This is a genomic window from Pectobacterium sp. CFBP8739 (assembly GCF_013449375.1).
In the GTDB taxonomy this organism is placed as follows: domain Bacteria; phylum Pseudomonadota; class Gammaproteobacteria; order Enterobacterales; family Enterobacteriaceae; genus Pectobacterium.
This window is the reverse complement of sequence record NZ_JACDRR010000011.1, coordinates 258,321-280,524: the sequence shown is the minus strand read 5'-3', so window position 1 is coordinate 280,524 and position 22,204 is coordinate 258,321. Positions and strand designations below refer to the sequence as shown.

The window sequence follows — 22,204 nt, the reverse complement described above, 5'->3', positions numbered from 1 at the left end:
GCTGCCGTACCTTGAAGTTTAACAAGAGGATAAACCTGAACCTCTCGGCAAAATCTGATTAATCCGCGTTGACTGGATAAATCGCGCCTAACACCGTTTCCTGACTTGCTCCCGTAACAGACGGCAGGTTGCCCGACAGTCCCGACAACGTGCGTGAAGCCAGCCAGGCAAATGCCAGCGCTTCCATGTCATCGCCGCTTACGCCACATTCATCCGTCGTGCTAACTTCGATGCCCGGCAGCAGCGCCGAGAGACGCGTCATGATGAGCGGATTGCGCGCCCCACCGCCACAAACCAGTAAACGTTCGCATCCGCCGACCAGCAGCACCTGTTCGGCGATGCTCATCGCGGTTAACTCAGCCAGCGTTGCCTGAACATCCTGCGGCGCCATCGGCGGTAGGTCAGCCAGCATTCTCTCCAGCCAACCCAGATTGAAATACTCACGTCCAGTGCTTTTTGGTGCCCGTAACGCAAAATACGGATCGGCCAACATCCGACGAAGTAATAACGGGTTAACCTGCCCGCTCGTTGCCCACATAGCGTCTTTATCATACGGCTGAGCACAATGCCGCCAGATCCAAGCATCCAGCAACATATTGCCGGGACCGGTATCGTAACCGCGCACGGGCGCCCCCGGCACCAGCAACGACAGATTGGCGATGCCTCCAATGTTGAGCACGATACGCCGTTCGACAGGATGTAACAGCAACGCATGGTGGAACGATGGCACCAGCGGCGCGCCTTGCCCGCCATAAGCCAAATCCCGGCGACGAAAATCCCCTACGGTTGTAATACCCGTCAATGCGGCGACACGATTATTATCACCGACCTGCAACGTGCAGGGCGCCTCCCCCGTGGGCTCATGCCAGACCGTCTGCCCATGGCAGCCAATCGCAGTAATATCCTGAGCCGCCAATTCCGTCTCTTTAAGCAGCGCCAGTACCGCTTCGGCAAACAAGATCCCCAGACGCGTATCCAACTGCCCCAGCGCCGACAGCGTCACCGCCTGCCCCTGACACATCCCCAGGATCGCCATTTTGATATCCTGCGGGATCGGGTGACAGTAGCTGGCCTGCTGAGCAACCGTATGTTCGTCAATCGCGGCTAGCACAACATCCACACCATCGAGGCTGGTGCCGGACATTACGCCAATATATCTGCCTGATCTCATTATGTAGCCTTTGCTCCTGTGGGATAAAAAGAGAACACCAATAACAACCGTTACGTCGAGAATAAAAGTAGCACGTTAACACGCTGAATTATTAAATTTTTTGCGTTTTTGCCACACGGGCTAGGTTTTAACCAAATGAGGGTTTTTGATAATATTTGCTACAAAAAAAGCCACTTCTCGTGCTATTTACTCCTCTGTTTATACGCAATTTAAGCGCACTATTATATTCTGAAAAAAGAGTAAAAAGAGTGGCATGCTACACTGAGCCAGACCATAATTTATTGGTATAACACTGCGTCGGCAGCGGCTGAGCCAGCCCGACATATTCGCGATTAAGGAGTTTGTATATGATGAAGCGTTTACTTGTGGTTACCCTTGCAGGTATCACGCTGGCTGGTTGTGCTAATACCAGTACACTTTCAGGTGATGTTTACAGTGCGTCTGAAGCTAAACAGGTGCAGACCGTGACCTACGGTACAATTGTTTCCACGCGACCGGTTCAGATTCAGGCAGGAGAAGACTCTAATGTGATCGGCGCACTAGGCGGTGCTGTACTAGGTGGTTTCTTGGGCAACACGATTGGCGGTGGTTCTGGCCGTAGTCTGGCGACAGCCGCTGGTGCGGTAGCCGGTGGCGTCGCGGGTCAAAGTGCAACGAGCGCACTGAACCGCACACAGGGCGTAGAGCTGGAAATTCGTCGTGATGACGGCAGCACGATTATGGTCGTACAGAAACAAGGTGATACGAAATTTAGCGCAGGTCAACGCGTTGCTATGGCCAGCAATGGCCGTAGCATCACCGTTTCCCCACGCTAATGCTGTGTGACGCTCGCCACGGACTGTGGCGAGCGTCACAACGAATAATCAATTCCCGGAATGAATAACCAATAACGAATATCGGTAATATTGCCGAGATTTAATTCTCCCTCTTTGTAGCCCAAAATTTACTACGCTTCATTCTCTTGTAATGCCAATATATTTTTCTCAAGGCGTGCAACCAGCAGCGCTAATTCATCAACCTGCTCCGGCGTAATGCCAAATAATACTTCATTACGTGTATGGCTAATTACACCATTGACTGCCTGTATGATCGGCTCTGCTGATTCGGTCAGCATAATACGTTTTGCCCGACGATCGTGCGCACAAACATGGCGAGTGATTAACCCTTTTTCCTCCAGTTGATCCAGTGTTCGGACCAATGAGGGTTGCTCAATCCCTATCGCTTTGGCCAATTGAATCTGCGATTGGCCGGGGGGTAAATGGTATATGTTATGCAACGTAACCCAATGTGTCTGGGTCAGTTCTAGTGGTTTTAACCGATGATCGACTAGCGCACGCCACACGCGCACCAGACGGGCTAAATCAGATCCTAATGGCAATTCCATCACCTCTCCTTATTGTTAGCACGCTAAGTTATATCCCTGGATTGCAATCAACTCTGATTTATAAAATAAGAAACGACTTTATTGTTGTAAAAATAGAACTATCAAAGAATGGATTCTATCAAATAAAAGTCTTTTAAAAATGATCTCGGGCTTATTTTATTCAATCGAACGCTCCTGCGTTGCTTAAACAAAATTCCACGTAAATAGATCATCTAACACAAGATGACTTAAAACAACGATGGCTGACGGGATTCTGCTGGTGTATCGGTTTTCTCTGAACGCTGTGAGCGTTTCATTCTCTGCCGACACAAACGCAGCACATCCTGTTTCTGCGCATCACTCATTTGGCCCCAACTAAAGCGCTCATGACGACTGCGAAAGCAACCGCGACAATACCCGCCTTCATCCGCCTGACAAATACCACGGCATGGATTAGGGACAACAAAGAGTTCAAGTTGCTCTGGCACAACACCTCCTGCTACAACTCTATTTATTGAAGCCCTGTTCTTTACCGCTGGCAAGCCCAAACAGACAGTCACAATGAAAATAATTAGGTAACCATTGTAATAACTGACGATTTCTTACACGCCAGGCGGCCTAAAAATGCCCCAATACGCTATTTATGCCTCCTGTCAGTACGTTTTAACACAAACCTCACCATAGTGTCGCATTTTTAGCATCATCCCAACAACTTGGACTCGACAGAGCCACAACGCTATACTTCCTTCTTTGTTGCACTTTTTAACGAGGACACTATGCGTTTACTTCATACCATGCTGCGTGTTGGCGATTTACAACGTTCTATCGATTTCTATACTCAGGTTCTGGGGATGCGCGTGCTGCGCACCAGCGAGAATACCGAATACAAATACACGCTGGCTTTTGTCGGTTATACCGAAGAGAGCGAAGGTGCAGTGATCGAACTGACCTACAATTGGGGCGTCGACAGCTATGATCTGGGCAACGCCTATGGCCACATCGCACTGGGCGTTGATGATGTTGCCGCAACCTGTGAGCGTATCCGCAAAGCGGGTGGCAATGTCACGCGTGAAGCGGGCCCAGTCAAAGGTGGCACAACCGTGATCGCGTTCATCGAGGATCCAGACGGTTATAAAATCGAATTGATCGAAAACGCCCACGCCGGTAACGGCATCGGTCACTAATCTCCGTATTCTACAGGTGCTGCATCAGCACCTGTTCTCCTCCTTCTTCTGTTATCTCCGCCATTTGAAACAGCACGGGCATGCTGCATCTCCGGTCAAAATTTGCAATAATGCGCGCTGCGTTTTGCTAACAACTAAGAGACCAATGGCTGATAAAAGTGATCTGAACGCCCTGAGCGGCCGTTTTCGTGGGTTTTACCCGGTAGTGATTGATGTAGAAACCGCCGGATTTAATGCGAAAACCGATGCCTTGCTGGAAGTTGCGGCGGTAACATTAAAAATGGATCAAGACGGTTGGTTACAGCCAGATGAAACGCTACATTTTCATGTTGAACCATTCGAAGGCGCGATCCTCGAACCCGCCGCGCTCGCGTTTAACGGCATTGATCCCACCAACCCGCTACGCGGCGCCGTGAGCGAATATGATGCGCTACATGAAATTTTCAAAGTCGTGCGTAAAGGGATCAAGGATCAAGGCTGCAACCGTGCCATTATCGTGGCGCATAATGCCACCTTCGATCACAGTTTCATGATGGCGGCAGCGGAGCGCTGTAGCCTAAAACGCAACCCCTTCCACCCTTTCGCCACCTTCGATACCGCGGCACTTAGCGGGCTGGTGTTAGGCCAAACCGTCCTTGCTAAAGCCTGTATCACTGCGGGTATTGCGTTTGACTCCAGCCAGGCACACTCCGCGCTGTATGATACCAATCAGACAGCCTTGCTGTTCTGTGAGCTGGTTAACCGCTGGAAACGTCTGGGTGGATGGCCGATTGCGCAGGAAGAACATTCGCTGGAAGACGCGTCAGCCGAAGACTAAAAAGACCGGAAAATCAGAGATAAAAGAACGGGTGCCATAAGGCACCCGCTGGAAGGATTTACGCTTGCATCGTAACAACATTGGGCATCGTCGTTACGTCAAAAGAAAGTATTACTCTTGATCGGCCTGCTGCGCTTTGTATTTGTCGGCCGTTTCTTTGATCAGCGGTTGTAGTTCCCCACGCTGAAACATTTCAACCACGATATCACAACCGCCAATCAACTCACCGTCAACCCACAGCTGTGGGAATGTTGGCCAGTTCGCGTATTTTGGCAGCTCAGCGCGAATATCTGGGTTCTGTAAAATATCCACATACGCAAAACGCTCGCCGCATGCAGACAACGCCTGAACCGTCTGGGCGGAAAAACCGCAGCTTGGCAATTTCGGGGAGCCTTTCATGTACAGCAGAATTGGGTTTTCAGCAATTTGGCGCTGAATTTTTTCAATTGTCGGTGTCGTCATATTCTTGCTTCCTTAAACCTTATAGGATGGCTAACGTCCAAAACGCTAACCATGAGCCGCCGTCAGAGGTACTACGACAGCGACATTGACTCAGTGATATTGTACCGATGCCACCAGCCACAAAAAAACGCCATTTTTTGTAGGGGTATTTTCCCTGCAAGTTATTCGCCCTTGATGAAATCAACGCCAAAAAGCGTTGATAAATCAATCAAAAAAACAACTATTAACGTTTTTTCACTATTCTGTATGAATAAAGCGACCATGCCCACTTTTTTATGTCGCCGTTTTCAGGAATACTGTGTGGATTGAGCGAGTTAAGGATTATGTTCGGTCACTTTTATTATGCGCTTGTTTATTACTCTTTTTATATTATTTTTCAGCAATCTGTCCCTGAACGTCGTTCAGGCTGCACCGCATACCCCGCATTCCGCGCCAAAGAAAAGCGCTGTTGAAGAAACCAATAAGAAAAGTCGTCAAACAAAGGGTAATGCGAAGTCACCAACACCGATCAAAAGCAAAAAACCAGAACCTACTACCGCTGTCAGCACGAAAACCAAGCCTCGCAGCGTAAACAAATCAACAGAAAAAAAACCGTCACGGACGCAAAGCAGCACGCCCGCGCTCGTGAAAAAAAATCTTAAAAGGCTGAAACCTGAAGAAGAGAAACAAACCACCGCACAAGCCAGAGTCAAAACCGGACTGAAGAAGACCGCTCTCAAGGGGAAAGTGGAGAAAAATCCAGCGCCGACAGAAAAAGGAATGGCCCTAAGCGCAGCACATAAAAAACGTTATCAACATGCCAAAACGACCGCAATGAATAAGTTGATGAGCCAGATAGGTAAACCTTACCACTGGGGCGGTTCGTCTCCCTTTACCGGATTTGACTGTAGCGGGCTGGTCTATTACGCCTACAAAGATGTCGTCAAGATCCAAATTCCACGCACTGCAAACGAAATGTACCACCTGCGTGACGCCGCTCCGATAAAAAAGAGCGAACTGGAAAGTGGCGATCTGGTTTTCTTCCGCATCAATAATCGTGGCGCGGCCGATCACGTCGGGGTTTATCTGGGAGAAGGGAAATTTATCCAGTCGCCGCGTACCGGTTCAGATATTCGTATCAGCAAACTGAGTGAAGATTATTGGCAGGAACACTACGTTGGTGCACGTCGGGTGGTGACGCCACAGACGATTCGTTGAGAAACGGATTCGACATCGAAGAAGAAGAACGATTCAGACACGTTTTACGTAGCATAAACGTGTCTGAATGCCGAAATCACACAGAGGCATCGTTCGGTTAGTTCAGCACCGCAACAAAACTGAACACAATGATCATCGCCAGTGCGCCAACCGTTGTCAGCAAAGACATCTTCAGATCTGTATCCATAAACCACTCCTTATTAACGAACAAATTTTATCTGAAAGAGGAAACCGCCTTTTACGCGAACCCATCCAAGCGGTTAAAACCACAAAAAATAGGGTTATTACGATTCTTTCATAATTTTAGTGAAAAATCTCGGACCAATGCATCACTAATAGTATAAATTAGCCCTTTCCCTTTCATGATAAATCGGACACAATCCGCTGTTTATGAAAGCGCTGCGTATCGGTCGAAAAACGTCAACCCAGATCCCTTCGGTATAACATTCGGCATTCTCCTTCTGAAATCCTGTTTTTTAGCTTAGAAGAAGAATATTAAACGTAGGCAAACGATTAACAATATACTTACGTCTGTAACAGGTAAGTTCAGGAGTCATTTTTAGATGGCAACGATTAAAGATGTGGCAAAGCGTGCTGGCGTTTCTACCACAACCGTATCGCACGTGATCAATAAAACACGTTTCGTCGCCGAAGAGACTAAGGCAGCCGTCAGGGCAGCAATCAAAGAGTTGCACTATTCGCCCAGCGCCGTCGCCCGCAGCCTCAAAGTTAATCACACCAAATCAATCGGTTTGCTGGCCACATCCAGCGAAGCCCCCTATTTCGCCGAAATCATCGAAGCCGTCGAAAACAGCTGCTATGCCAAAGGTTACACGCTGGTACTGTGTAATTCGCATAACGACATCGGTAAACAGCGCGCTTATCTTTCCATGCTGGCGCAAAAACGCGTCGACGGCCTGTTGGTGATGTGTGCCGAATATCCCCCCGAGCTGCTGGCGATGTTAGAAGATTATCGCAGTATCCCAATGGTCGTGATGGACTGGGGCCAGATGCACAGCGGCTTTACCGATACAATTATCGATAACGCCTTTGAAGGCGGTTATATGGCAGGTCGCTATCTTATCGAACGCGGCCATCGGGATATTGGTGCCATTCCCGGTATTCAAGAACGTAACACCGGCAGCGGGCGCTACCTCGGCTTTTTAAAAGCGCTGAAAGAAGCCGATATCACCGTGCGTGAAGAGTGGGTGGTTCAGGGCGATTTCGAGCCGGAATCCGGTTATAAAGCCATGCATCAAATTCTTGCGCAGAAACAGCGGCCAACGGCCGTATTCTGCGGTGGCGACATTATGGCGATGGGCGCCATCTGTGCGGCAGACGAACTGGGTCTGCGCGTACCGCAAGATATTTCAGTGATCGGTTATGACAACGTGCGCCACGCGCGTTTCTTTACACCGGCGCTGACCACCATTCATCAACCGAAAGAGCGTCTGGGGCAGTCCGCCTTTGCGATGTTGCTGGATCGCATTACCAGTAAGCGAGAAGATGCACACGTGATCGAAGTGCACCCAACGCTAATCGAACGCCGCTCGGTGGCAGATGGCCCTTACCTCGACTATCGCCGCTAAGTGCAGCAGCACGAAAGAAAAATAGACGTTCACGCTGACAGAAAAGAAAAACCGGACGAGGCTATTCGTCCGGTTTACAAGCACAGGCAACGCCGAAATTACTCTTCTTTGCCCAAGTCGCTCGCCTGCTTGCTCGCCAACACGCGCTCAACCGTATCCACCACGGCCTGGGTCTGCGGGTCGATTTCAATATTGATGCGATGTCCCAGACGCTTCTGTCCCAACGTGGTGCGGTTCAGCGTTTCTGGAATTAAATGCACGCAGAAACGTCCGCGGGTCACTTCTCCTACTGTCAGGCTGATGCCATCAATCCCAACGAAGCCTTTATGTAGCACGTATTTCATCAGTGTTTCATCTGCCAGACGGAACCAAATCTGATGGTTATTCTCTGACACCTGAATCTTCACCACTTCCGCCGTACACATGATATGGCCTGACATGACGTGTCCACCAATCTCGTCACCGAATTTCGCGGCACGTTCAATATTCACCACATCGCCTTCATGAATATCGCCCAGATTCGTTAGTCGCAGCGTTTCTTTCATGAGATCGAAGCTGACACGATCGCCATCAATGGCAGTTACGGTCAGGCAACAGCCGTTGTGCGCCACCGAGGCACCGGGCACAAGTCCGGGCAGCAGATCAGGTGGAAGTTGGACAACGTGCGTGCGGAAATTGGATTTTTCTTCAATCGACACCACCGGCGCGGTGCCCTGAACAATACCGGTAAACATGCGGTTTGCCTCTTAAAAACAAAGAAATGACGTTGTGCAGTGTGCCCGATATTCCGCGGAAAACCAAACCGGAATACGTTGCGTCAGACATTATAGAAACTGCAGCGTAACAAAAAGAATATATTCTCTTTCAAGCTGGTTTACTTTTATTAAGTCGTTACAATAACGTTCTCGTTTTATTCTTGACGTTTTCCATATCCAGATTATTCATCCCGCTAGCAAAATTAAGTCATTCAAGGAAGGTATCCGTGCAACAGTATCTGACAGAAGCGCGTAAATTATCGGCGCTTGCTGTTCCTGTCATTATTGCGCAAGTGTCCCAAACGTCGATGGGTGTGGTTGACACCGTCATGGCCGGTGCTTATAGCGCCACCGATATGGCCGCCGTCGCCGTAGGGACCTCTATCTGGCTCCCCGCCATTCTTTTTGGCCATGGCCTGCTGTTGGCGCTGACGCCCGTTGTCGCACAGCTCAACGGTTCCGGCAGACGTGATCGCATCTCTTATCAGGTGCGACAGTCCTTCCTCCTCGCCGCCATCATTTCTGTGCTTACGATGCTGGTGCTGTATCAGGGGGGATACGCCATTAACCTGATGAGCGACGGCTCGCCCGAGTTGGCGGCAAAGGCAATTAGCTACCTGCATGCGCTACTGTGGGGTGTGCCTGGTTATTTGTTCTATCAGGTTTTGCGCTGCCAATGTGAAGGGCTATCCAAAACCTACCCCGGCATGATGATTGGATTCATCGGGCTGTTAATCAACATCCCGATCAACTACATCTTTATTCACGGTAAATTTGGCATGCCCGAACTGGGCGGCGTTGGCTGCGGCGTGGCTACTGCCTCGGTTTACTGGATTATGATGCTATTGATGATGTTCTATACCCGACACGCTTCCTGGCTACGCGATATCCGCCTGCACCGTCCTGCATTCCGCCCGGACGTTGCCGTGCTGAAACGCCTCTTTGGCCTCGGCTTACCTATCGCGCTGGCATTACTTTTTGAAGTGACACTGTTTGCCGTGGTGGCGCTGTTAGTGTTGCCGCTGGGCGTCGTCGATGTGGCCGGTCACCAGATTGCCCTGAATTTCAGTTCGCTGATGTTCGTTCTTCCTCTCTCGGTGGGGGTCGCCACGACCATTCGCGTCGGGCATCGCTTAGGAGAAGGTTCGGTTGAGAACGCACGCATCGCCGCACACACCGGTATCATGGCCGGCGTGGCATTAGCCAGCTGTACGGCCATTTTCACCACACTGCTGCGTGAGCCTATCGCTCTGCTCTATAATCAGGATCCGCTGGTTGTAGCGATGGCTTCTCAGCTCATGCTGTTGGCTGCCGTTTATCAAATTTCCGATGCCGTTCAGGCGATCGGCAGTGGTGTTTTGCGCGGTTATAAAGATACCCGGTCAATTTTCTATATTACGTTCACGGCGTACTGGGTCTTGGGCCTACCGAGTGGCTATCTGCTGGCGTTGACGGATATTATCGTGCCGCGCATGGGGCCTGCGGGCTTCTGGTGTGGTTTCATCATTGGCCTGACGGCAGCGGCCGTGATGATGGTGACGCGAATTCGTTTTCTCCAGCGTCAACCCGCCGCACGGATTTTAGCGCGCGCCGCACGCTAGATAACGTTTCATCCAGTTTACGTCGAAAAAAACGACACAATGGACACAACCCCAGCAATCGCACTGGCAAGAGCACAAAATTGCATTTTTCCTCTTGCCAGTTTCCCCCTCGCTCGCTACTATTCGCCTCGCTGTCAGACAGGCAGTTCGGTATTTCAATGCGTTCATAGCTCAGTTGGTTAGAGCACCACCTTGACATGGTGGGGGTCGTTGGTTCGAGTCCAATTGAACGCACCATTCCTTTTTTTTCTTTGAATTAATCCCTTTTTATTGCCCTTTATAAATAATCGTTTAGCACTGTTATTATCAGAGTAGCTACCATTCTCTATCAGCCAATTAGTGTAGCGTCTGTATTAACAGGCCAGAGCCTATTTCTCCCCCAACCTGTGTTTTAATAATTGCTGATTACCTAATTAGACTATTTGTGATCTATACGACAGAGCGCCGCCGTTATTCCGCTTGTGATTCGATCACCACTACGCACTGCCCCGCGCGAACGGATGCGCCAGGCTGACAGCGAATATCCCGCACAATACCGCGCTGCGGCGAGACAATCGGGATTTCCATTTTCATGGATTCGAGGATCATCAGCGTTTCTCCCTCGGCTACCGTTTTTCCGATCTCCGTCGTCACCTGCCAGAGATTACCGGAAATCGGGCTTGCTACGCCGACCTGTTCCGGCAGGATCGGTGCTTCGCTCTCCTCTTCAATCACCACGTCCACGCTATCCGTCACCGATTGACCGGCAATACGCCAGCGCTCGCGCTCCGCCTCAAACGCCGCTCGCTGGTGCACGCGAAATGCCTCGATGTCTTCCGCTTCCCGCGACAGGAAATCCTGATAGGCGTTTAGCGCCAGCTCGCTTTGCTCGATCCGTAACGGGTAGCGCCCTAGCGGGAAATCCCGTCGGATCGATAACAACTCATCGGCCGACACTGGATAAAAGCGAATTTGATCAAAGAAACGCAGCAGCCACGGTTTACCGTCAAATGCGCCAACGCCACGATAGCGATCCCACATTTGCAGCGTGCGGCCGACAAACTAGTAACCGCCTGGCCCTTCCATGCCGTACACGCACAGGTACGCGCCGCCGATGCCCACCGAGTTTTCCGCCGTCCAGGTACGCGCTGGATTATATTTGGTGGTGATCAAACGGTGGCGTGGATCCAGCGGCGTTGCCACCGGTGCGCCGAGGTAAACATCGCCCAGCCCCAGCACATATCCCTGACCATCACCAAAGATCTGTACCTCCAGATGCCGGGCGCGTTCGATATACTTTTCGATGAATACGCCCGCATCGCTGAAGTTGTTCTGCCCCAGACGCTTTACTGTTTCAAACGCGTCGGACAGTTCCGTGGCGCTATAGCAGACGCGCATCCCGATCCCACCGCCTCCGGCCGTGCTTTTAAGCATGACCGGATAGCCGATTGTTGCCGCCGCACCGAGAGCCACATCAATATTTTCCAGCAGCTCGGTGCCTTCCAGCAGCGGTACGTTGTGCTGCTTCGCCAGCGCGCGCGCCGTGTGCTTTAAACCAAATACCCGTAGCTGCTGCGGCGTCGGCCCGACAAAGGCAATCTGCGCAGCTTCGCAGGCTTCGGCAAACGCCGCATTCTCAGACAGAAAACCATAGCCGGGATGAATGGCCTGCGCGCCGCTGCGCCGAGCCGCAGAGAGAATTTTGTCTACATCCAGATAGGTGCGCACCGCCGCGCCCTCGCCCAGGCTAATAGCTTCATCGGCGTCCTGAATATGCAGGCTACTGATATCGGCATCGGAATAGACTGCGACACCACGGACGTTCATCTCGCGCAGCGAACGCAGAATACGGCACGCAATCGCGCCACGGTTAGCAATCAGAAGTTGGTCGAACATACGCTAGACTCATGCAAGGGCGGGTCGTCCCGCCAAAATGCGATCCGCATGATGGTCGTCCATCGCGGTAACGGTCAGGTGCTGCTGAAACAGATAATGCTGAGCAGGCGCAGAAAGGTGGATTTACCGCAGCCGGATGCGCCAACCATGGTGCAAAACGCCCCTTCCTCAACGTTCAGATTGAGCCGTTCCAGCACAACGTGGTCGCCGTATTCCTGCCAGATGTTATCGATCTCAATAAAACTCATGCTTTGCTTTCCTCTGACCATGGGAAGCCACGACGATGCAGCCAGCGCAGCGCCCTATCCATGAGACATGCCAGCAGCGTGATCCACACGACGTAAGGCAGAATCACGTCCATCGCCAGATAGCGGCGTACCAAAAAGATGCGATAACCCAGCCCAGCCGTTGCCGAAATTGCTTCGACAGAAATCAGGAACAGCCACGCCGCGCCCAGCAGCAGCCGCAGTGAAATCAGCAGACGCGACAGCAACTGCGGCAGAATAACGCGCAGTACCACAACCCAACTGTTCGCGCCCAGTGTCTGGGCTTTAATCAGCGTTTCCTGCGGTATGTTGCGGGCGTGCTGTTCAAGATCGCGCGCCAGCATCGGCGTGACGCCAATGACGATCAGCATCACTTTCGAGAGTTCATCCAGCCCGAAGACGATAAACAGGATGGGCAAAATCGCCAGCGGCGGAATCATCGACAGCACGGTCATCAGCGGCGAGAGCGAGGCGCGAAACAGCGGGAACGCGCCTGCCGCAACCCCGAATAGCAGGCTCAACAGACTGGCGATCCCCAGCCCCAGCGCGAGACGCACCAGACTGGCCTGCGTATCCAGCCAGAACAGGTAATCCCCACTGCGTTTGTCCTCGGTGAATGCCATGCGCTGAATCGCCTCGGCCATTTGCCCGAGACTCGGCAGGAGTTTGTCATTGGGGTTAGCCTCCAGCCGCAGCGCTGACCCGATGAGGTACAGCGCCAGCAGCACGACAAACGGCAGTAGAATCAGCAACAGCCGTCCGCCCCGACTGGGGTAGCGATTGATCAAACGCACGGTAGTCTCTCCAGTCTGTAGGATCAGAGTTTGTTCTCTGCGGCCAGACGCACGAAGGTGTCGTCAAAGCGCAGCTTCACATTGGCGCTGTCGCCCTGAGTAATCTGTCTGGGGAACGTCATGCCGATAAAATCTGCGCTCTGTGCGCCTGCACCAAGTAACCCTTTATCAAAGGAGAACTCCGCCACGCGCTTCATGGTGTTAGGGAGATCCAGACTGGTCAGAAACGCCAGATTGTCCTGCGCGGAATAAAACAGATGGGTGGTTTTTAACTGCGCCTGATAGCCCGCTAAATCGGTGCCAGAGGCGGCAGCCATGGACTCCAGCGCTGGTTTGTCGCCCGCTTTCATTAGCGCCATCATTTCAAACCAGGCACCAGCTAGCGCTTTGCCCAACGCCGGATTATCCTGTAGCGTCTGCGTATTCACGACCATCATGTCGATCAGCTCACCAGGAATCTGGCCGGACTGAAAGACTTCCGTGGTGTCCGGCTGGCTTTTGATTGCAGAAAGCTGGGGGTTCCAGGCGACGGCAGCCTGCACGCTACGAGTGGAGAAGGCGGCGACAATATCAGCATCTGAGGTGTTGACGACCGTGACGTCCCGTTCTCTCAAGCCAGCGGTTTCCAGACCGCGCACCAGCAGATAATGCGAGACAGAGAGTTCAGGCAGGTTGACTTTCATCCCGCGCAAATCGCTCAGCGTTTTCCCTTTGCCTTTGAGCACGATGCCATCGTTGCCCGCCGAGAAACTGCCAAGGAGCAGCGCCGTGGTATCCACACCACCCGCAGCCGGAATGGTCAGCGCATCCATATTGGTCATCGTGCAGCCGTCAAACTGTCCGGCGGTGTATTGGTTGATCGACTCGACGTAGTCGTTAAGCTGGGTGACCTTAATCTTGATGCCGTACTTGTCGGCCCATTTATCGATAATGCCCTGTGTGGCGATGAACCCCCACGGCATCCATCCGGCATAGATCGTCCAGCACACGTTGAATTGCGTTTTAGGCGCAGCCTGAGAAGGGAAACTCAGCAGCACTGAGAGACTGAGGACGCAAACGCCCAGTAAACGAGATAGGATCATGCCAGACCTCCGGTTGAGTAGGAAAAAAGCGGGAACAGCGCGACACCATGGGTGTTGCTGTCTCCCGGGCTTTTATCCCGCCGTGTAACCTCAACTGGAGGTTGCCAGCTCTCGGACCAGACATCCATAGGATATGGATCGGAACCCTAGCCAGCTATTCAGGTTGTTCAGCGCCATGCGTGGTGCTGTCCCGAATAGAGAAGAGCAAAAGGCGTGCCAGCACCGAAAGTGCCGGTACGGCTGTGGTTTATAAGGGGAATGATGCGGAGAAGCACGCCGCTATCGCGGTGCAGTAGCACAACGAGGACGCTTCACGGCAGTGCAGATAGGGTTAGCGGATTCGAGGCCTAGTGTGCAGAACGGCTGGCCGCTATTTTTTCCAGCAGCGCACTAAACGTGGCTCGTTCTTCAGGGGACAGCGACTGAAGCATTTGCGCCTCAATCTGCTTTTCCTGATGCAGAAAAACCTGTGTAAACGCGACGCCTTTATCGGACAAACTGAGCCACACGCTGCGGCCATCATCGGGATTATCGACCTTGCGGACATAATCGCGTTTGACCAGCTCCGCGACCATGCGGGTGATCTGTGCTTTATCCCGACAGACCCTTTTCGCCAGCGACTGGGGCGTAATACGCCCTTCCATCGCGATGATCTTACATAACCGGACATGCACCACATCCAGACTAATGTCGTGCGCCTTCATCTGTTCCTGCATCTGTGCCTTATAGCTTTCCAGTAAGGCAAAAAGCGCTTTCATCATGCTTTATTGACTCAATCAACCAATGATCATATAGTTGATTTTATCAATTATCTATCACAAGTTCAATTTACCGAGGCCACAATGGGAAACACCTATCAGATTACGGTGGAAGAAAAAGCAGAGCCGCAGCGCACGCTGTCGTTTGAATACTCAATTCACGATGATGTGTTCAAGATATTGGAAAAAGTCGATGGCAAAATGGACATGACGCCGGAACAGACTCAGGCCTTTATTGTGGGGTTGAAGCTATTTAGTGAAGTGATGATGCAGAATAGAAAGCACCCGCTGTTTAAGGAGTTCGCCGCCCCGTTCAGGGAATTTATGCTGAATCTCAAGAAGCAGGGATCCGCAAAGGGGCCGCAGTAAAAAATGCTGCTCCCCGCGCCGTGAAAACACCAGCGTGGGGAGCATGAGTCTTACTCTGCCAGATCGAAGCGATCCGCATTCATCACTTTCACCCAGGCAGCAACAAAGTCATTCACAAACTTCTCTTTGCTGTCGTCCTGTGCGTACACCTCGGCGTAGGAACGCAGAATGGAGTTGGAACCAAAGACCAGATCCAGACGCGTCGCGGTCCATTTGACTTCACCCGTTTTACGATCGCGGATTTCATACAGGTCTTTACGGTATGGCTTCCAAGTGTATTTCATGTCGGTCAGGTTGGCGAAGAAATCATTCGTCAGCGCCCCTTCACGATCGGTAAATACGCCGTGTTTCGTGCCACCGTAGTTGGTTCCCAACACACGCAGCCCACCAACCAGCACCGTCATCTCTTTCGCCGTCAACCCCATCAGTTGGGTGCGATCGAGCATCAGTTCTTCTGGGCTCACGGCATAATCTTTCTTCAACCAGTTGCGGTAGCCATCGTGGATGGGTTCGAGGACATCGAAAGACTCTGCATCGGTCAGGGCATCGGTGGTGTCACCGCGTCCCGGTGCAAACGGCACGGTAATATTCACGCCTGCCGCTTTCGCGGCTTTCTCAATCCCCACATTACCGGCCAACACAATGGTATCGGCCACACTGGCTCCGGTTGCAGCCGCAATACTTTCCAGTACGACCAGCACTCGCGCCAGACGCTCCGGTTCGTTCCCGACCCAGTCTTTCTGCGGCGCGAGACGAATACGCGCACCGTTAGCACCACCGCGCATATCGGAACCACGGAACGTACGAGCGCTGTCCCAAGCGGTTGCGACCAGTTCACTGATGGAAAGGCTACTTTCTGCAATACGTGCTTTGACCACATCAACATCATAGTCGGTACGGCCAGCCGGAACCGGATCCTGCCACAGTAAGTTCTCCTGCGGCACATCTGGACCAATGTAGCGCGTTTTCGGCCCCATATCGCGGTGCGTCAGTTTGAACCACGCGCGGGCAAAGACTTCGGAGAAATAAGCCTGATCCTGATAGAAACGTTCAGATATTTTGCGGTATTCTGGGTCAACCTTCAGCGCCATGTCAGCATCGGTCATCATCGGGTTGTAACGGATAGACGGGTCTTCCACATCCACCGGTTTGTCTTCTTCTTTAATGCTGACAGGTTCCCACTGCCACGCGCCCGCCGGACTCTTTTTCAGTTCCCATTCGTGATTCAACAGCATATGGAAGAAGCCGTTATCCCACTGCGTCGGGTGCGTTGTCCAGGCGCCTTCCAGCCCGCTGGTGACGGTGTAGCGCCCTTTGCCCGACCCTGTCGGATTGTGCCAGCCGAGGCCCTGTTCTCCAACATCGGCCCCTTCCGGTGCCTTACCCAGCAGGCTGGCGTCGCCATTACCGTGGGTTTTACCTACCGTATGTCCACCCGCCGTCAGTGCAACAGTTTCTTCATCATTCATCGCCATACGGGAGAACGTTACGCGCATATCCTGTGCGGTACGCAGCGGATCGGGATTGCCATCAACACCTTCTGGGTTAACGTAAATCAGCCCCATCTGTACGGCAGCCAGCGGGTTTTCCAACGTGGTACGATCATCGCTGCCGTAGCGCCCAGTGCTCTTCGCCAGCCACTCTTTTTCGGGACCCCAGTAAATGTCTTTTTCTGGATGCCAGATATCTTCACGCCCAAAGGCGAAGCCGAATGTTTTCAGCCCCATAGATTCGTAGGCGATATTACCCGCCAGAATAATCAGGTCTGCCCAGCTCAGTTTATTGCCGTATTTTTTCTTGATTGGCCACAGTAAACGGCGCGCTTTATCGAGACTCACGTTATCTGGCCAGGAGTTGAGCGGTGCAAAACGCTGGTTACCGGTTCCGCCGCCGCCGCGACCATCGGTCGTGCGGTAGGAGCCCGCCGAGTGCCAGGCCATACGAATCATCAGGCCGCCGTAGTGACCCCAATCCGCTGGCCACCACTCCTGGCTATCGGTCATCAGTGTATGCAGGTCTTTTTTGAGGGCATCGACATCGAGGGTTTTGAGGGCATCGCGATAGCTGAAATCACTGCCTAACGGGTTGGTCTTGGTATCATGCTGATGAAGAATGTCGAGATTGAGGGCATTTGGCCACCAGTCGGTGTTTGATGAGCCAGTAGAAGTATTTCCGCCGTGCATAACCGGACACTTGCCGGCTGGTTTCGTTTTATTCTCGTCCATCATTATCTCCCAGTATGTTGCATTGCCTTAAACGCTGCAAGAAGGCAGGGTCATACTCCAATAGCCTTACGGAGCCTTCGCCAATTCCCTCTTCTTGATGCAAGACAGTGCCAGAGTCTCCCTATAATTTATAATTGTATATGCTAACTTCTGCGATAGTTTAAGCTGATGAAAAGCGACTTAATCGCACATTTTTCCTATCTGCATCAATAATCTCGCCGCCAGAACCGCTAGCGATAATGCGCCTGATTATCATTGCGGCCTCTTTGGGGAAGCCGCAAACTCTGTTAGCACCCAACAAACAACCTACAGCGAAGATGAACGGAGTATGAACTGGGTAATTTCGGCGCGTTTCCCTAAGCGGATCGGAAAGCCGTTCCACAGGCCTGTGCCATTGCTCACGTACAGATGCATGCCATCCACGTCATAGCTGCCGGACACATAGCCTTCATTCGCCATCTGCGTCACCCAATGCATGCCCAACACCTGACCGCCGTGCGTATGGCCGGAGAGCTGTAAATCCACGCCAGCATGCGCATTTTCTTTCGCTCCCGTTGGCCGATGGCTGAGCATAACAACGGCGCTATCCGGCGCTATTCCGTTGAGCGCCGCGCCCGTATCTGGCAGCGGCTGTTGAAAATCAGCGGCGGTGCGATCGGTGATGCCAGCCAGCACAAACGTGGCATTATCGCGACCGATCGACACTTGTTCATTGAGCAACAGGCGCAAACCCAGTGCATTCAGCCGCTGCACCCATGGCGTATATTCCACGTAATATTCATGGTTGCCCACAATGGCAAACACGCCGTGTGGCGCGGTCAGGTTACGCAGCGGCTCCATATCATCATGACGGGCATTCACGGTGCCATCAGCCAGATCGCCGGTAATCACCGTCAGATCGGGCTTAAGCGCATTGGTTTTTGCCACTACAGCTTCCATCCAGGGGCGTTGTAACAGACGGCTGGCATGTAAATCCGTGAGCTGCACCAGCCGGAAGCCATCCAGCGCAGGTGGCAGTTGTTTCAACTCGACTTCGACCGTACGAACGTCAGGAACGCGCACCGCTTCCCAAACGCCTACCGCCGCCAGCCCCATCGCCACCACGGCAATGCCACCACGCAGCACCCTATTGTTCAGCAACACATTCCCAACCGAGCGGGATAAAAAACGCCCCACAACGCCGAGCAGATCGATGGCCAACAGCAGGAATGCGGTTATCAGCAGCGCGCCAAACGCCCATCCCAGAATCATCAGGACAAATGCGGGCACTTCCGGCGACGCCATCGTGCCAAAAAAGGTGCGCGTAATCAGATGATGCTGTGAAGCCAGCAACACTAACACCGCCAATATGCGCTTTAGAGGCACACCAACACGCAAGCGCCAGACCAGACGCCAGATAACATAGAGGGCGATAAGCCCAGTAATGACATGAAACACGGCTATTTTTCTCTCTTTATCGGTGATGTCGGTATAGTAACGCGTAAATTTTACACTATGGCTCACGCATTGCAGATCAACACGGTAGAGGTGTTGTGTTGCCAGAAGGTGCAGATTAACATGGCGCAATTCCATGCTGTACACATCATTGACCAGAATGAAGCCTGCTCGCTGGCAGCAGGTTGTGCATCATTTTGATGAACCAAGGACATATATGTTCGATTACACCGATTTTCCCGAGCAGCGGCAAGCCAAAATCCGGCAGATCCTCAGCGAGGAAGGCAAAGTCGTCTGCGCCCAGCTCTCACGTGAATTGAACGTATCCGAGCACACCATACGGCGTGACCTGAAAGAACTGGCGCTATCCGGTGCCTGTAAGCGTGTCTACGGCGGTGCGGTTAGTATGCCGCCAGAGGCCATCGATTTTGCCAGTCGAGCGAGTATTGACGCTGTTCAGAAAGACCGCATCGCTCAGGCCGTTATCCCGTTGATAAAGCCTAATGGCTGCGTCTTCTTTGACACGGGAACGACCAATCTGGCCGTGGCGAAGCAGCTCCCGCAGGGTCTGAAATTTACCGCCGTGTGCAATTCGCCCATTATCGCGACAGAACTGATGCAACATCAGGATGTAGAAGTGATTTTTCTTGGCGGAAGGATCCAGAGAGAGGTCGGCGGCGCGATTGGTATCGATACGCTCAGGCAACTAGAGAAGATGTATTTCGATCAATGCCTGTTGGGAGGCTGTGCCTTTGACGCCAATGAAGGCCTGACCGTTTTTGAATATGACGATGCAGAGTTCAAAAAGTGCCTGGTCACCCGCAGCAGCGAAGTGATCGTCGCGCTAACTGCCAATAAGATCTCCGCTTTGGCTCGCTATCGCGTCGCTGGGTGTGATGATATTACCGCGCTGGTGACCGATGATGAAATCTCACTTACCTGTCAGAGCGCATTAAGCGAAAAAAACTTGGACCTGATTATTGCCAGATAACACGACGGTAGCACAGCGGCTGCCGGTTCGCCTCATGCGGTTCAATTCATGAAAGCAGCAGCTTTATCGTGTTGAGTACCCCATCCTCGTCATTGCTGCGGGCAACAAAGTTCGCGGTGGCTTTGGTTTCCTCAAACGCATTGCGCATCGCAAAGCTGTAAGCCCCGCGGCTCATTAGCTCAATATCATTGTAACCGTCGCCGAACACCATCGTTTCCTCTGGCGTAATCGCCAATTTCTCCTGAAGGATATCTACGGTGTGCCCTTTGTGTACACCAACATCAGCAATGTCGATCCAGGCCGCTTCAGAGACCACGATATAAGCATAATCGTGAAAGGCATCGAGATACTTTGCCGTCTCGTGGCAGTGGCCTTCTGGGTCATAAACCGTGATTTTCACAAAGTCATCGGTCACGGCAGCAAAGCTGGAGACCAGCGTCACATTGGTGTACGACTTTTTCACCTTTTCCAGTAAGGCAGGATCGATCGTTTCCTTCACCATCGCACCGTGTGGCGTACAACCGATGATTACGTGCCGATCGTCTACGCTTTCCAGCACACCAATCAGGCTCAAGGCCAGACGGTTTTTAATCAGTGACTGGTAAACATACTCCCCCTGATATTTGATGCGCGTCGCGCTGTCTCCCAAAATCCAGATATTTTTTGCAGCATCGCCAAACAGCGCTTCGACCCGCTCACACTGCTTGCCTGTGCAGACAGCAAACCGCACGCCCTTCTCTTTCATTAAGGCATAAACCTCATCAAACAAGGCTCTGTTGTAATCGCCATCGCTGTGAAGAAACGTGCCGTCCAGATCGGTAATTACCAACTTGATCATTCCACTCCCCTTTCAGATTGTACGTACACAGATAGCCGCGAGTCAGGCCGTAACCTGCCTGAACCAAGAGATCTCACTTTTGTGCGGTGTGTTAGATGACTGACGTGATGATTAACCGCAAATGCTCGATTTAGCTCGATATGAAATAAAATACACCAAAAAGAGCATGTGACGCACGACAAGGATCACATTACGCCACATTTATTGAGATATCACACAGGAATCACCATAGTGCTTATTGACAGTAAGCAATAAAAAGCAAAACCAACCAATAATGAGCATTAAGGAAATGAGAGAAAATGGCAGAGTCAGGTGACGATGGCTCTGCCACACGCCAGATGATCAAATGAAGACGAACCTGACGTTCAGATGCAATGTGTTATTCAGAAAGCAGACGTTACGAAGATAGCTTCATCAGAATCAGACCGCTGACGATCAACAGCGCGGCGACAATCCTCATCGCATTTGCGGGTTCATTCAGGAAGATCAATCCCACCACAAACGCCCCTACCGCGCCAATTCCCGTCCAGATGGTGTAAGCCGTCCCCAAGGGGAGAGATTTCATTGCCATGGATAACAACGCAAAGCTGATAATCATAGCGACAATCGTGACAACCGAGGCGCCTACTTTCGTGAAACCATCAGACAGTTTCATGCTGTAAGACCAGACAATTTCAAACAAACCGGCAAGTGCTAATAGAAACCAGGCCATACCCTGCTCTCCTTAAACATCGAATAGGGGTCGTCCCGTGAATCCTTTTCGCGTCAGGGGTCGTCCCCTGTCAGGATGCTATGCCGTGATACGATAGCGTTGCGGTATCTGGGAGTAAAGCCAGTATGTCCTCAACCGTCCTGAGTCTCGCGAGTTTTGCTTCAATTCGGTAAATAGTTAACCTCAGAACGCAAATCCGGCTAAACATTCGACACTTGAAAGAACATGGTAAACAAAGCACTTGCCACCAGCGCAGGAGCCGTCCATAATAGCGCCCATTCCAAACGCTGGAATGAAGAAAAGCATTCTAATCAAAACGTTACTGATTAAGATGTTATCTACTGTACGACCGTAGCTCAGTTGGTTAGAGCACCACCTTGACATGGTGGGGGTCGGTGGTTCGAGTCCACTCGGTCGTACCAATTCATGTTCTGTAAATATTATCCTACGCCCGTAGGTTAATGAATGTGAGTTGAAATTATCCCACTCGTATATTGTTAGCCTCGAAAAACTTAATTAAATCCCGACACTTTCCCGTTGTATATTCTAATGTATTCAAATTCAGGTTACTGCGATAAATAGCGCTGGCTAGAGTCCTTCTTCTTTTGGGTTCAATTCGTAATAAAGCATTCGTTATTTATGCTCAAAGAATACCGGCCTATCATGGGACGATGAATCAAAGGAGTTACTGGCTCCAGCGGTACGCCTATTGATGAACTGG

General features: G+C 51.7%; 23 protein-coding genes, 2 tRNA genes, 1 pseudogene and 1 riboswitch. Of the genes and pseudogenes, 10 read left to right on the top strand and 16 right to left on the bottom strand.

Annotated elements, in window-relative coordinates; genetic code table 11:
* Positions 1 to 58: 58 nt before the first annotated feature.
* Positions 59 to 1,171 carry an anhydro-N-acetylmuramic acid kinase gene (anmK, locus tag H0247_RS12055; protein WP_180742741.1) on the bottom strand — a complete coding sequence of 371 codons (1,113 nt, stop codon included), beginning with the start codon at positions 1,169 to 1,171 and terminating at the stop codon, positions 59 to 61.
* A 347-nt stretch (positions 1,172 to 1,518) separates the two neighbouring features.
* Between anmK and H0247_RS12050 the strand changes: the two genes are divergently transcribed.
* The gene (locus H0247_RS12050; RefSeq protein WP_180742740.1) at positions 1,519 to 1,986 is read left to right on the top strand and encodes a glycine zipper 2TM domain-containing protein; all 468 of its coding nucleotides are present in this window, start codon (positions 1,519 to 1,521) and stop codon (positions 1,984 to 1,986) included.
* Between the two features lie 131 nt (positions 1,987 to 2,117).
* Here H0247_RS12050 and slyA read toward each other — a convergent pair whose 3' ends face one another.
* Both slyA and H0247_RS12040 read right to left on the bottom strand, forming a co-directional pair.
* Positions 2,118 to 2,555 (bottom strand): transcriptional regulator SlyA, encoded by a 438-nt coding sequence (gene slyA, locus H0247_RS12045; protein ID WP_180742739.1) that lies wholly within the window; start codon positions 2,553 to 2,555, stop codon positions 2,118 to 2,120.
* A gap of 227 nt (positions 2,556 to 2,782) precedes the next feature.
* On the bottom strand, positions 2,783 to 3,022 hold the full coding sequence (locus H0247_RS12040) for a DUF1289 domain-containing protein (RefSeq protein ID WP_180742738.1): 240 nt from the start codon (positions 3,020 to 3,022) through the stop codon (positions 2,783 to 2,785).
* A gap of 288 nt (positions 3,023 to 3,310) precedes the next feature.
* On the opposite strand from H0247_RS12040, the gene gloA reads away from it, so the two are divergent.
* Positions 3,311 to 3,718 (top strand): lactoylglutathione lyase, encoded by a 408-nt coding sequence (gene gloA, locus H0247_RS12035; RefSeq protein ID WP_180742737.1) that lies wholly within the window; start codon positions 3,311 to 3,313, stop codon positions 3,716 to 3,718.
* A 145-nt stretch (positions 3,719 to 3,863) separates the two neighbouring features.
* Complete coding sequence (rnt, locus tag H0247_RS12030; protein ID WP_180742736.1) at positions 3,864 to 4,535, top strand: ribonuclease T; 672 nt, start codon at positions 3,864 to 3,866, stop codon at positions 4,533 to 4,535.
* Between the two features lie 111 nt (positions 4,536 to 4,646).
* Here rnt and H0247_RS12025 read toward each other — a convergent pair whose 3' ends face one another.
* Positions 4,647 to 4,997 carry a Grx4 family monothiol glutaredoxin gene (locus H0247_RS12025; RefSeq protein WP_010276591.1) on the bottom strand — a complete coding sequence of 117 codons (351 nt, stop codon included), beginning with the start codon at positions 4,995 to 4,997 and terminating at the stop codon, positions 4,647 to 4,649.
* Between the two features lie 342 nt (positions 4,998 to 5,339).
* Between H0247_RS12025 and H0247_RS12020 the strand changes: the two genes are divergently transcribed.
* Positions 5,340 to 6,194 carry a C40 family peptidase gene (locus H0247_RS12020; RefSeq protein WP_180742735.1) on the top strand — a complete coding sequence of 285 codons (855 nt, stop codon included), beginning with the start codon at positions 5,340 to 5,342 and terminating at the stop codon, positions 6,192 to 6,194.
* 97 nt (positions 6,195 to 6,291) lie between these two features.
* Here the strand turns inward: H0247_RS12020 and H0247_RS12015 are convergent, their stop codons facing one another.
* Entirely contained in the window at positions 6,292 to 6,381 is a 90-nt protein-coding gene (locus H0247_RS12015; RefSeq protein ID WP_121575788.1) for a YnhF family membrane protein, read from the bottom strand.
* 376 nt (positions 6,382 to 6,757) lie between these two features.
* On the opposite strand from H0247_RS12015, the gene purR reads away from it, so the two are divergent.
* On the top strand, positions 6,758 to 7,783 hold the full coding sequence (purR, locus tag H0247_RS12010) for an HTH-type transcriptional repressor PurR (protein WP_180742734.1): 1,026 nt from the start codon (positions 6,758 to 6,760) through the stop codon (positions 7,781 to 7,783).
* A gap of 98 nt (positions 7,784 to 7,881) precedes the next feature.
* On the opposite strand, the gene H0247_RS12005 is transcribed toward purR, so the two are convergent.
* The gene (locus tag H0247_RS12005) at positions 7,882 to 8,517 is read right to left on the bottom strand and encodes a riboflavin synthase subunit alpha (RefSeq protein ID WP_180742733.1); all 636 of its coding nucleotides are present in this window, start codon (positions 8,515 to 8,517) and stop codon (positions 7,882 to 7,884) included.
* Positions 8,518 to 8,765: 248 nt separating this feature from the next.
* Here H0247_RS12005 and H0247_RS12000 point away from each other — a divergent pair, with 248 nt between their 5' ends.
* Together H0247_RS12000 and H0247_RS11995 are read left to right on the top strand one after the other, a co-directional pair.
* Positions 8,766 to 10,139, top strand: a complete 1,374-nt coding sequence (locus tag H0247_RS12000; protein ID WP_180742732.1) for an MATE family efflux transporter — start codon at positions 8,766 to 8,768, stop codon at positions 10,137 to 10,139.
* Positions 10,140 to 10,299: 160 nt separating this feature from the next.
* Positions 10,300 to 10,376, top strand: a tRNA-Val gene (locus tag H0247_RS11995).
* 213 nt (positions 10,377 to 10,589) lie between these two features.
* Here H0247_RS11995 and H0247_RS20020 read toward each other — a convergent pair.
* The 6 genes and pseudogenes from H0247_RS20020 to H0247_RS11970 all read right to left on the bottom strand — a co-directional run bounded on the left by H0247_RS20020 (position 10,590) and on the right by H0247_RS11970 (position 14,917).
* Entirely contained in the window at positions 10,590 to 11,159 is a 570-nt protein-coding gene (locus H0247_RS20020; RefSeq protein ID WP_370463329.1) for a biotin/lipoyl-containing protein, read from the bottom strand.
* Positions 11,160 to 11,180: 21 nt separating this feature from the next.
* Complete coding sequence (locus tag H0247_RS20015) at positions 11,181 to 12,014, bottom strand: biotin carboxylase N-terminal domain-containing protein (protein WP_370463328.1); 834 nt, start codon at positions 12,012 to 12,014, stop codon at positions 11,181 to 11,183.
* 101 nt (positions 12,015 to 12,115) lie between these two features.
* A pseudogene (locus H0247_RS11985) lies at positions 12,116 to 12,262 on the bottom strand (ATP-binding cassette domain-containing protein); the annotation flags it as partial.
* Positions 12,259 to 13,074: an ABC transporter permease subunit gene (locus tag H0247_RS11980; protein WP_180742731.1), complete on the bottom strand. Its 816-nt coding sequence runs from the start codon at positions 13,072 to 13,074 to the stop codon at positions 12,259 to 12,261. The gene H0247_RS11980 and the pseudogene H0247_RS11985, both read right to left, overlap by 4 nt.
* Positions 13,075 to 13,097: 23 nt before the next feature.
* Entirely contained in the window at positions 13,098 to 14,156 is a 1,059-nt protein-coding gene (locus H0247_RS11975; protein WP_180742730.1) for a putative urea ABC transporter substrate-binding protein, read from the bottom strand.
* Between the two features lie 59 nt (positions 14,157 to 14,215).
* A riboswitch (guanidine-I (ykkC/yxkD leader) is annotated at positions 14,216 to 14,317 on the bottom strand.
* Between the two features lie 186 nt (positions 14,318 to 14,503).
* A complete protein-coding gene (locus H0247_RS11970; RefSeq protein ID WP_180742729.1) occupies positions 14,504 to 14,917 on the bottom strand; it encodes a MarR family winged helix-turn-helix transcriptional regulator in 414 nt (137 codons plus the stop codon).
* A gap of 81 nt (positions 14,918 to 14,998) precedes the next feature.
* On the opposite strand from H0247_RS11970, the gene H0247_RS11965 reads away from it, so the two are divergent.
* Positions 14,999 to 15,283: a DUF3861 domain-containing protein gene (locus tag H0247_RS11965; RefSeq protein WP_180742728.1), complete on the top strand. Its 285-nt coding sequence runs from the start codon at positions 14,999 to 15,001 to the stop codon at positions 15,281 to 15,283.
* Positions 15,284 to 15,333: 50 nt separating this feature from the next.
* Here the strand turns inward: H0247_RS11965 and katG are convergent, their stop codons facing one another.
* Together katG and H0247_RS11955 are read right to left on the bottom strand one after the other, a co-directional pair.
* Positions 15,334 to 17,508, bottom strand: a complete 2,175-nt coding sequence (gene katG / locus H0247_RS11960) for a catalase/peroxidase HPI (protein WP_180742801.1) — start codon at positions 17,506 to 17,508, stop codon at positions 15,334 to 15,336.
* 306 nt (positions 17,509 to 17,814) lie between these two features.
* The gene (locus H0247_RS11955) at positions 17,815 to 19,080 is read right to left on the bottom strand and encodes a metallophosphoesterase (RefSeq protein WP_219606719.1); all 1,266 of its coding nucleotides are present in this window, start codon (positions 19,078 to 19,080) and stop codon (positions 17,815 to 17,817) included.
* A 79-nt stretch (positions 19,081 to 19,159) separates the two neighbouring features.
* Between H0247_RS11955 and H0247_RS11950 the strand changes: the two genes are divergently transcribed.
* Positions 19,160 to 19,933 (top strand): DeoR/GlpR family DNA-binding transcription regulator, encoded by a 774-nt coding sequence (locus H0247_RS11950; RefSeq protein ID WP_180742799.1) that lies wholly within the window; start codon positions 19,160 to 19,162, stop codon positions 19,931 to 19,933.
* A 46-nt stretch (positions 19,934 to 19,979) separates the two neighbouring features.
* Here H0247_RS11950 and H0247_RS11945 read toward each other — a convergent pair whose 3' ends face one another.
* Positions 19,980 to 20,771, bottom strand: coding sequence for an HAD-IIB family hydrolase (locus H0247_RS11945; RefSeq protein ID WP_180742727.1), 792 nt, complete (start codon positions 20,769 to 20,771; stop codon positions 19,980 to 19,982).
* 397 nt (positions 20,772 to 21,168) lie between these two features.
* Positions 21,169 to 21,483: a multidrug efflux SMR transporter gene (locus H0247_RS11940; protein WP_180742726.1), complete on the bottom strand. Its 315-nt coding sequence runs from the start codon at positions 21,481 to 21,483 to the stop codon at positions 21,169 to 21,171.
* A 345-nt stretch (positions 21,484 to 21,828) separates the two neighbouring features.
* On the opposite strand from H0247_RS11940, the gene H0247_RS11935 reads away from it, so the two are divergent.
* A tRNA-Val gene (locus H0247_RS11935) sits at positions 21,829 to 21,905 on the top strand.
* Positions 21,906 to 22,204: the final 299 nt, after the last annotated feature.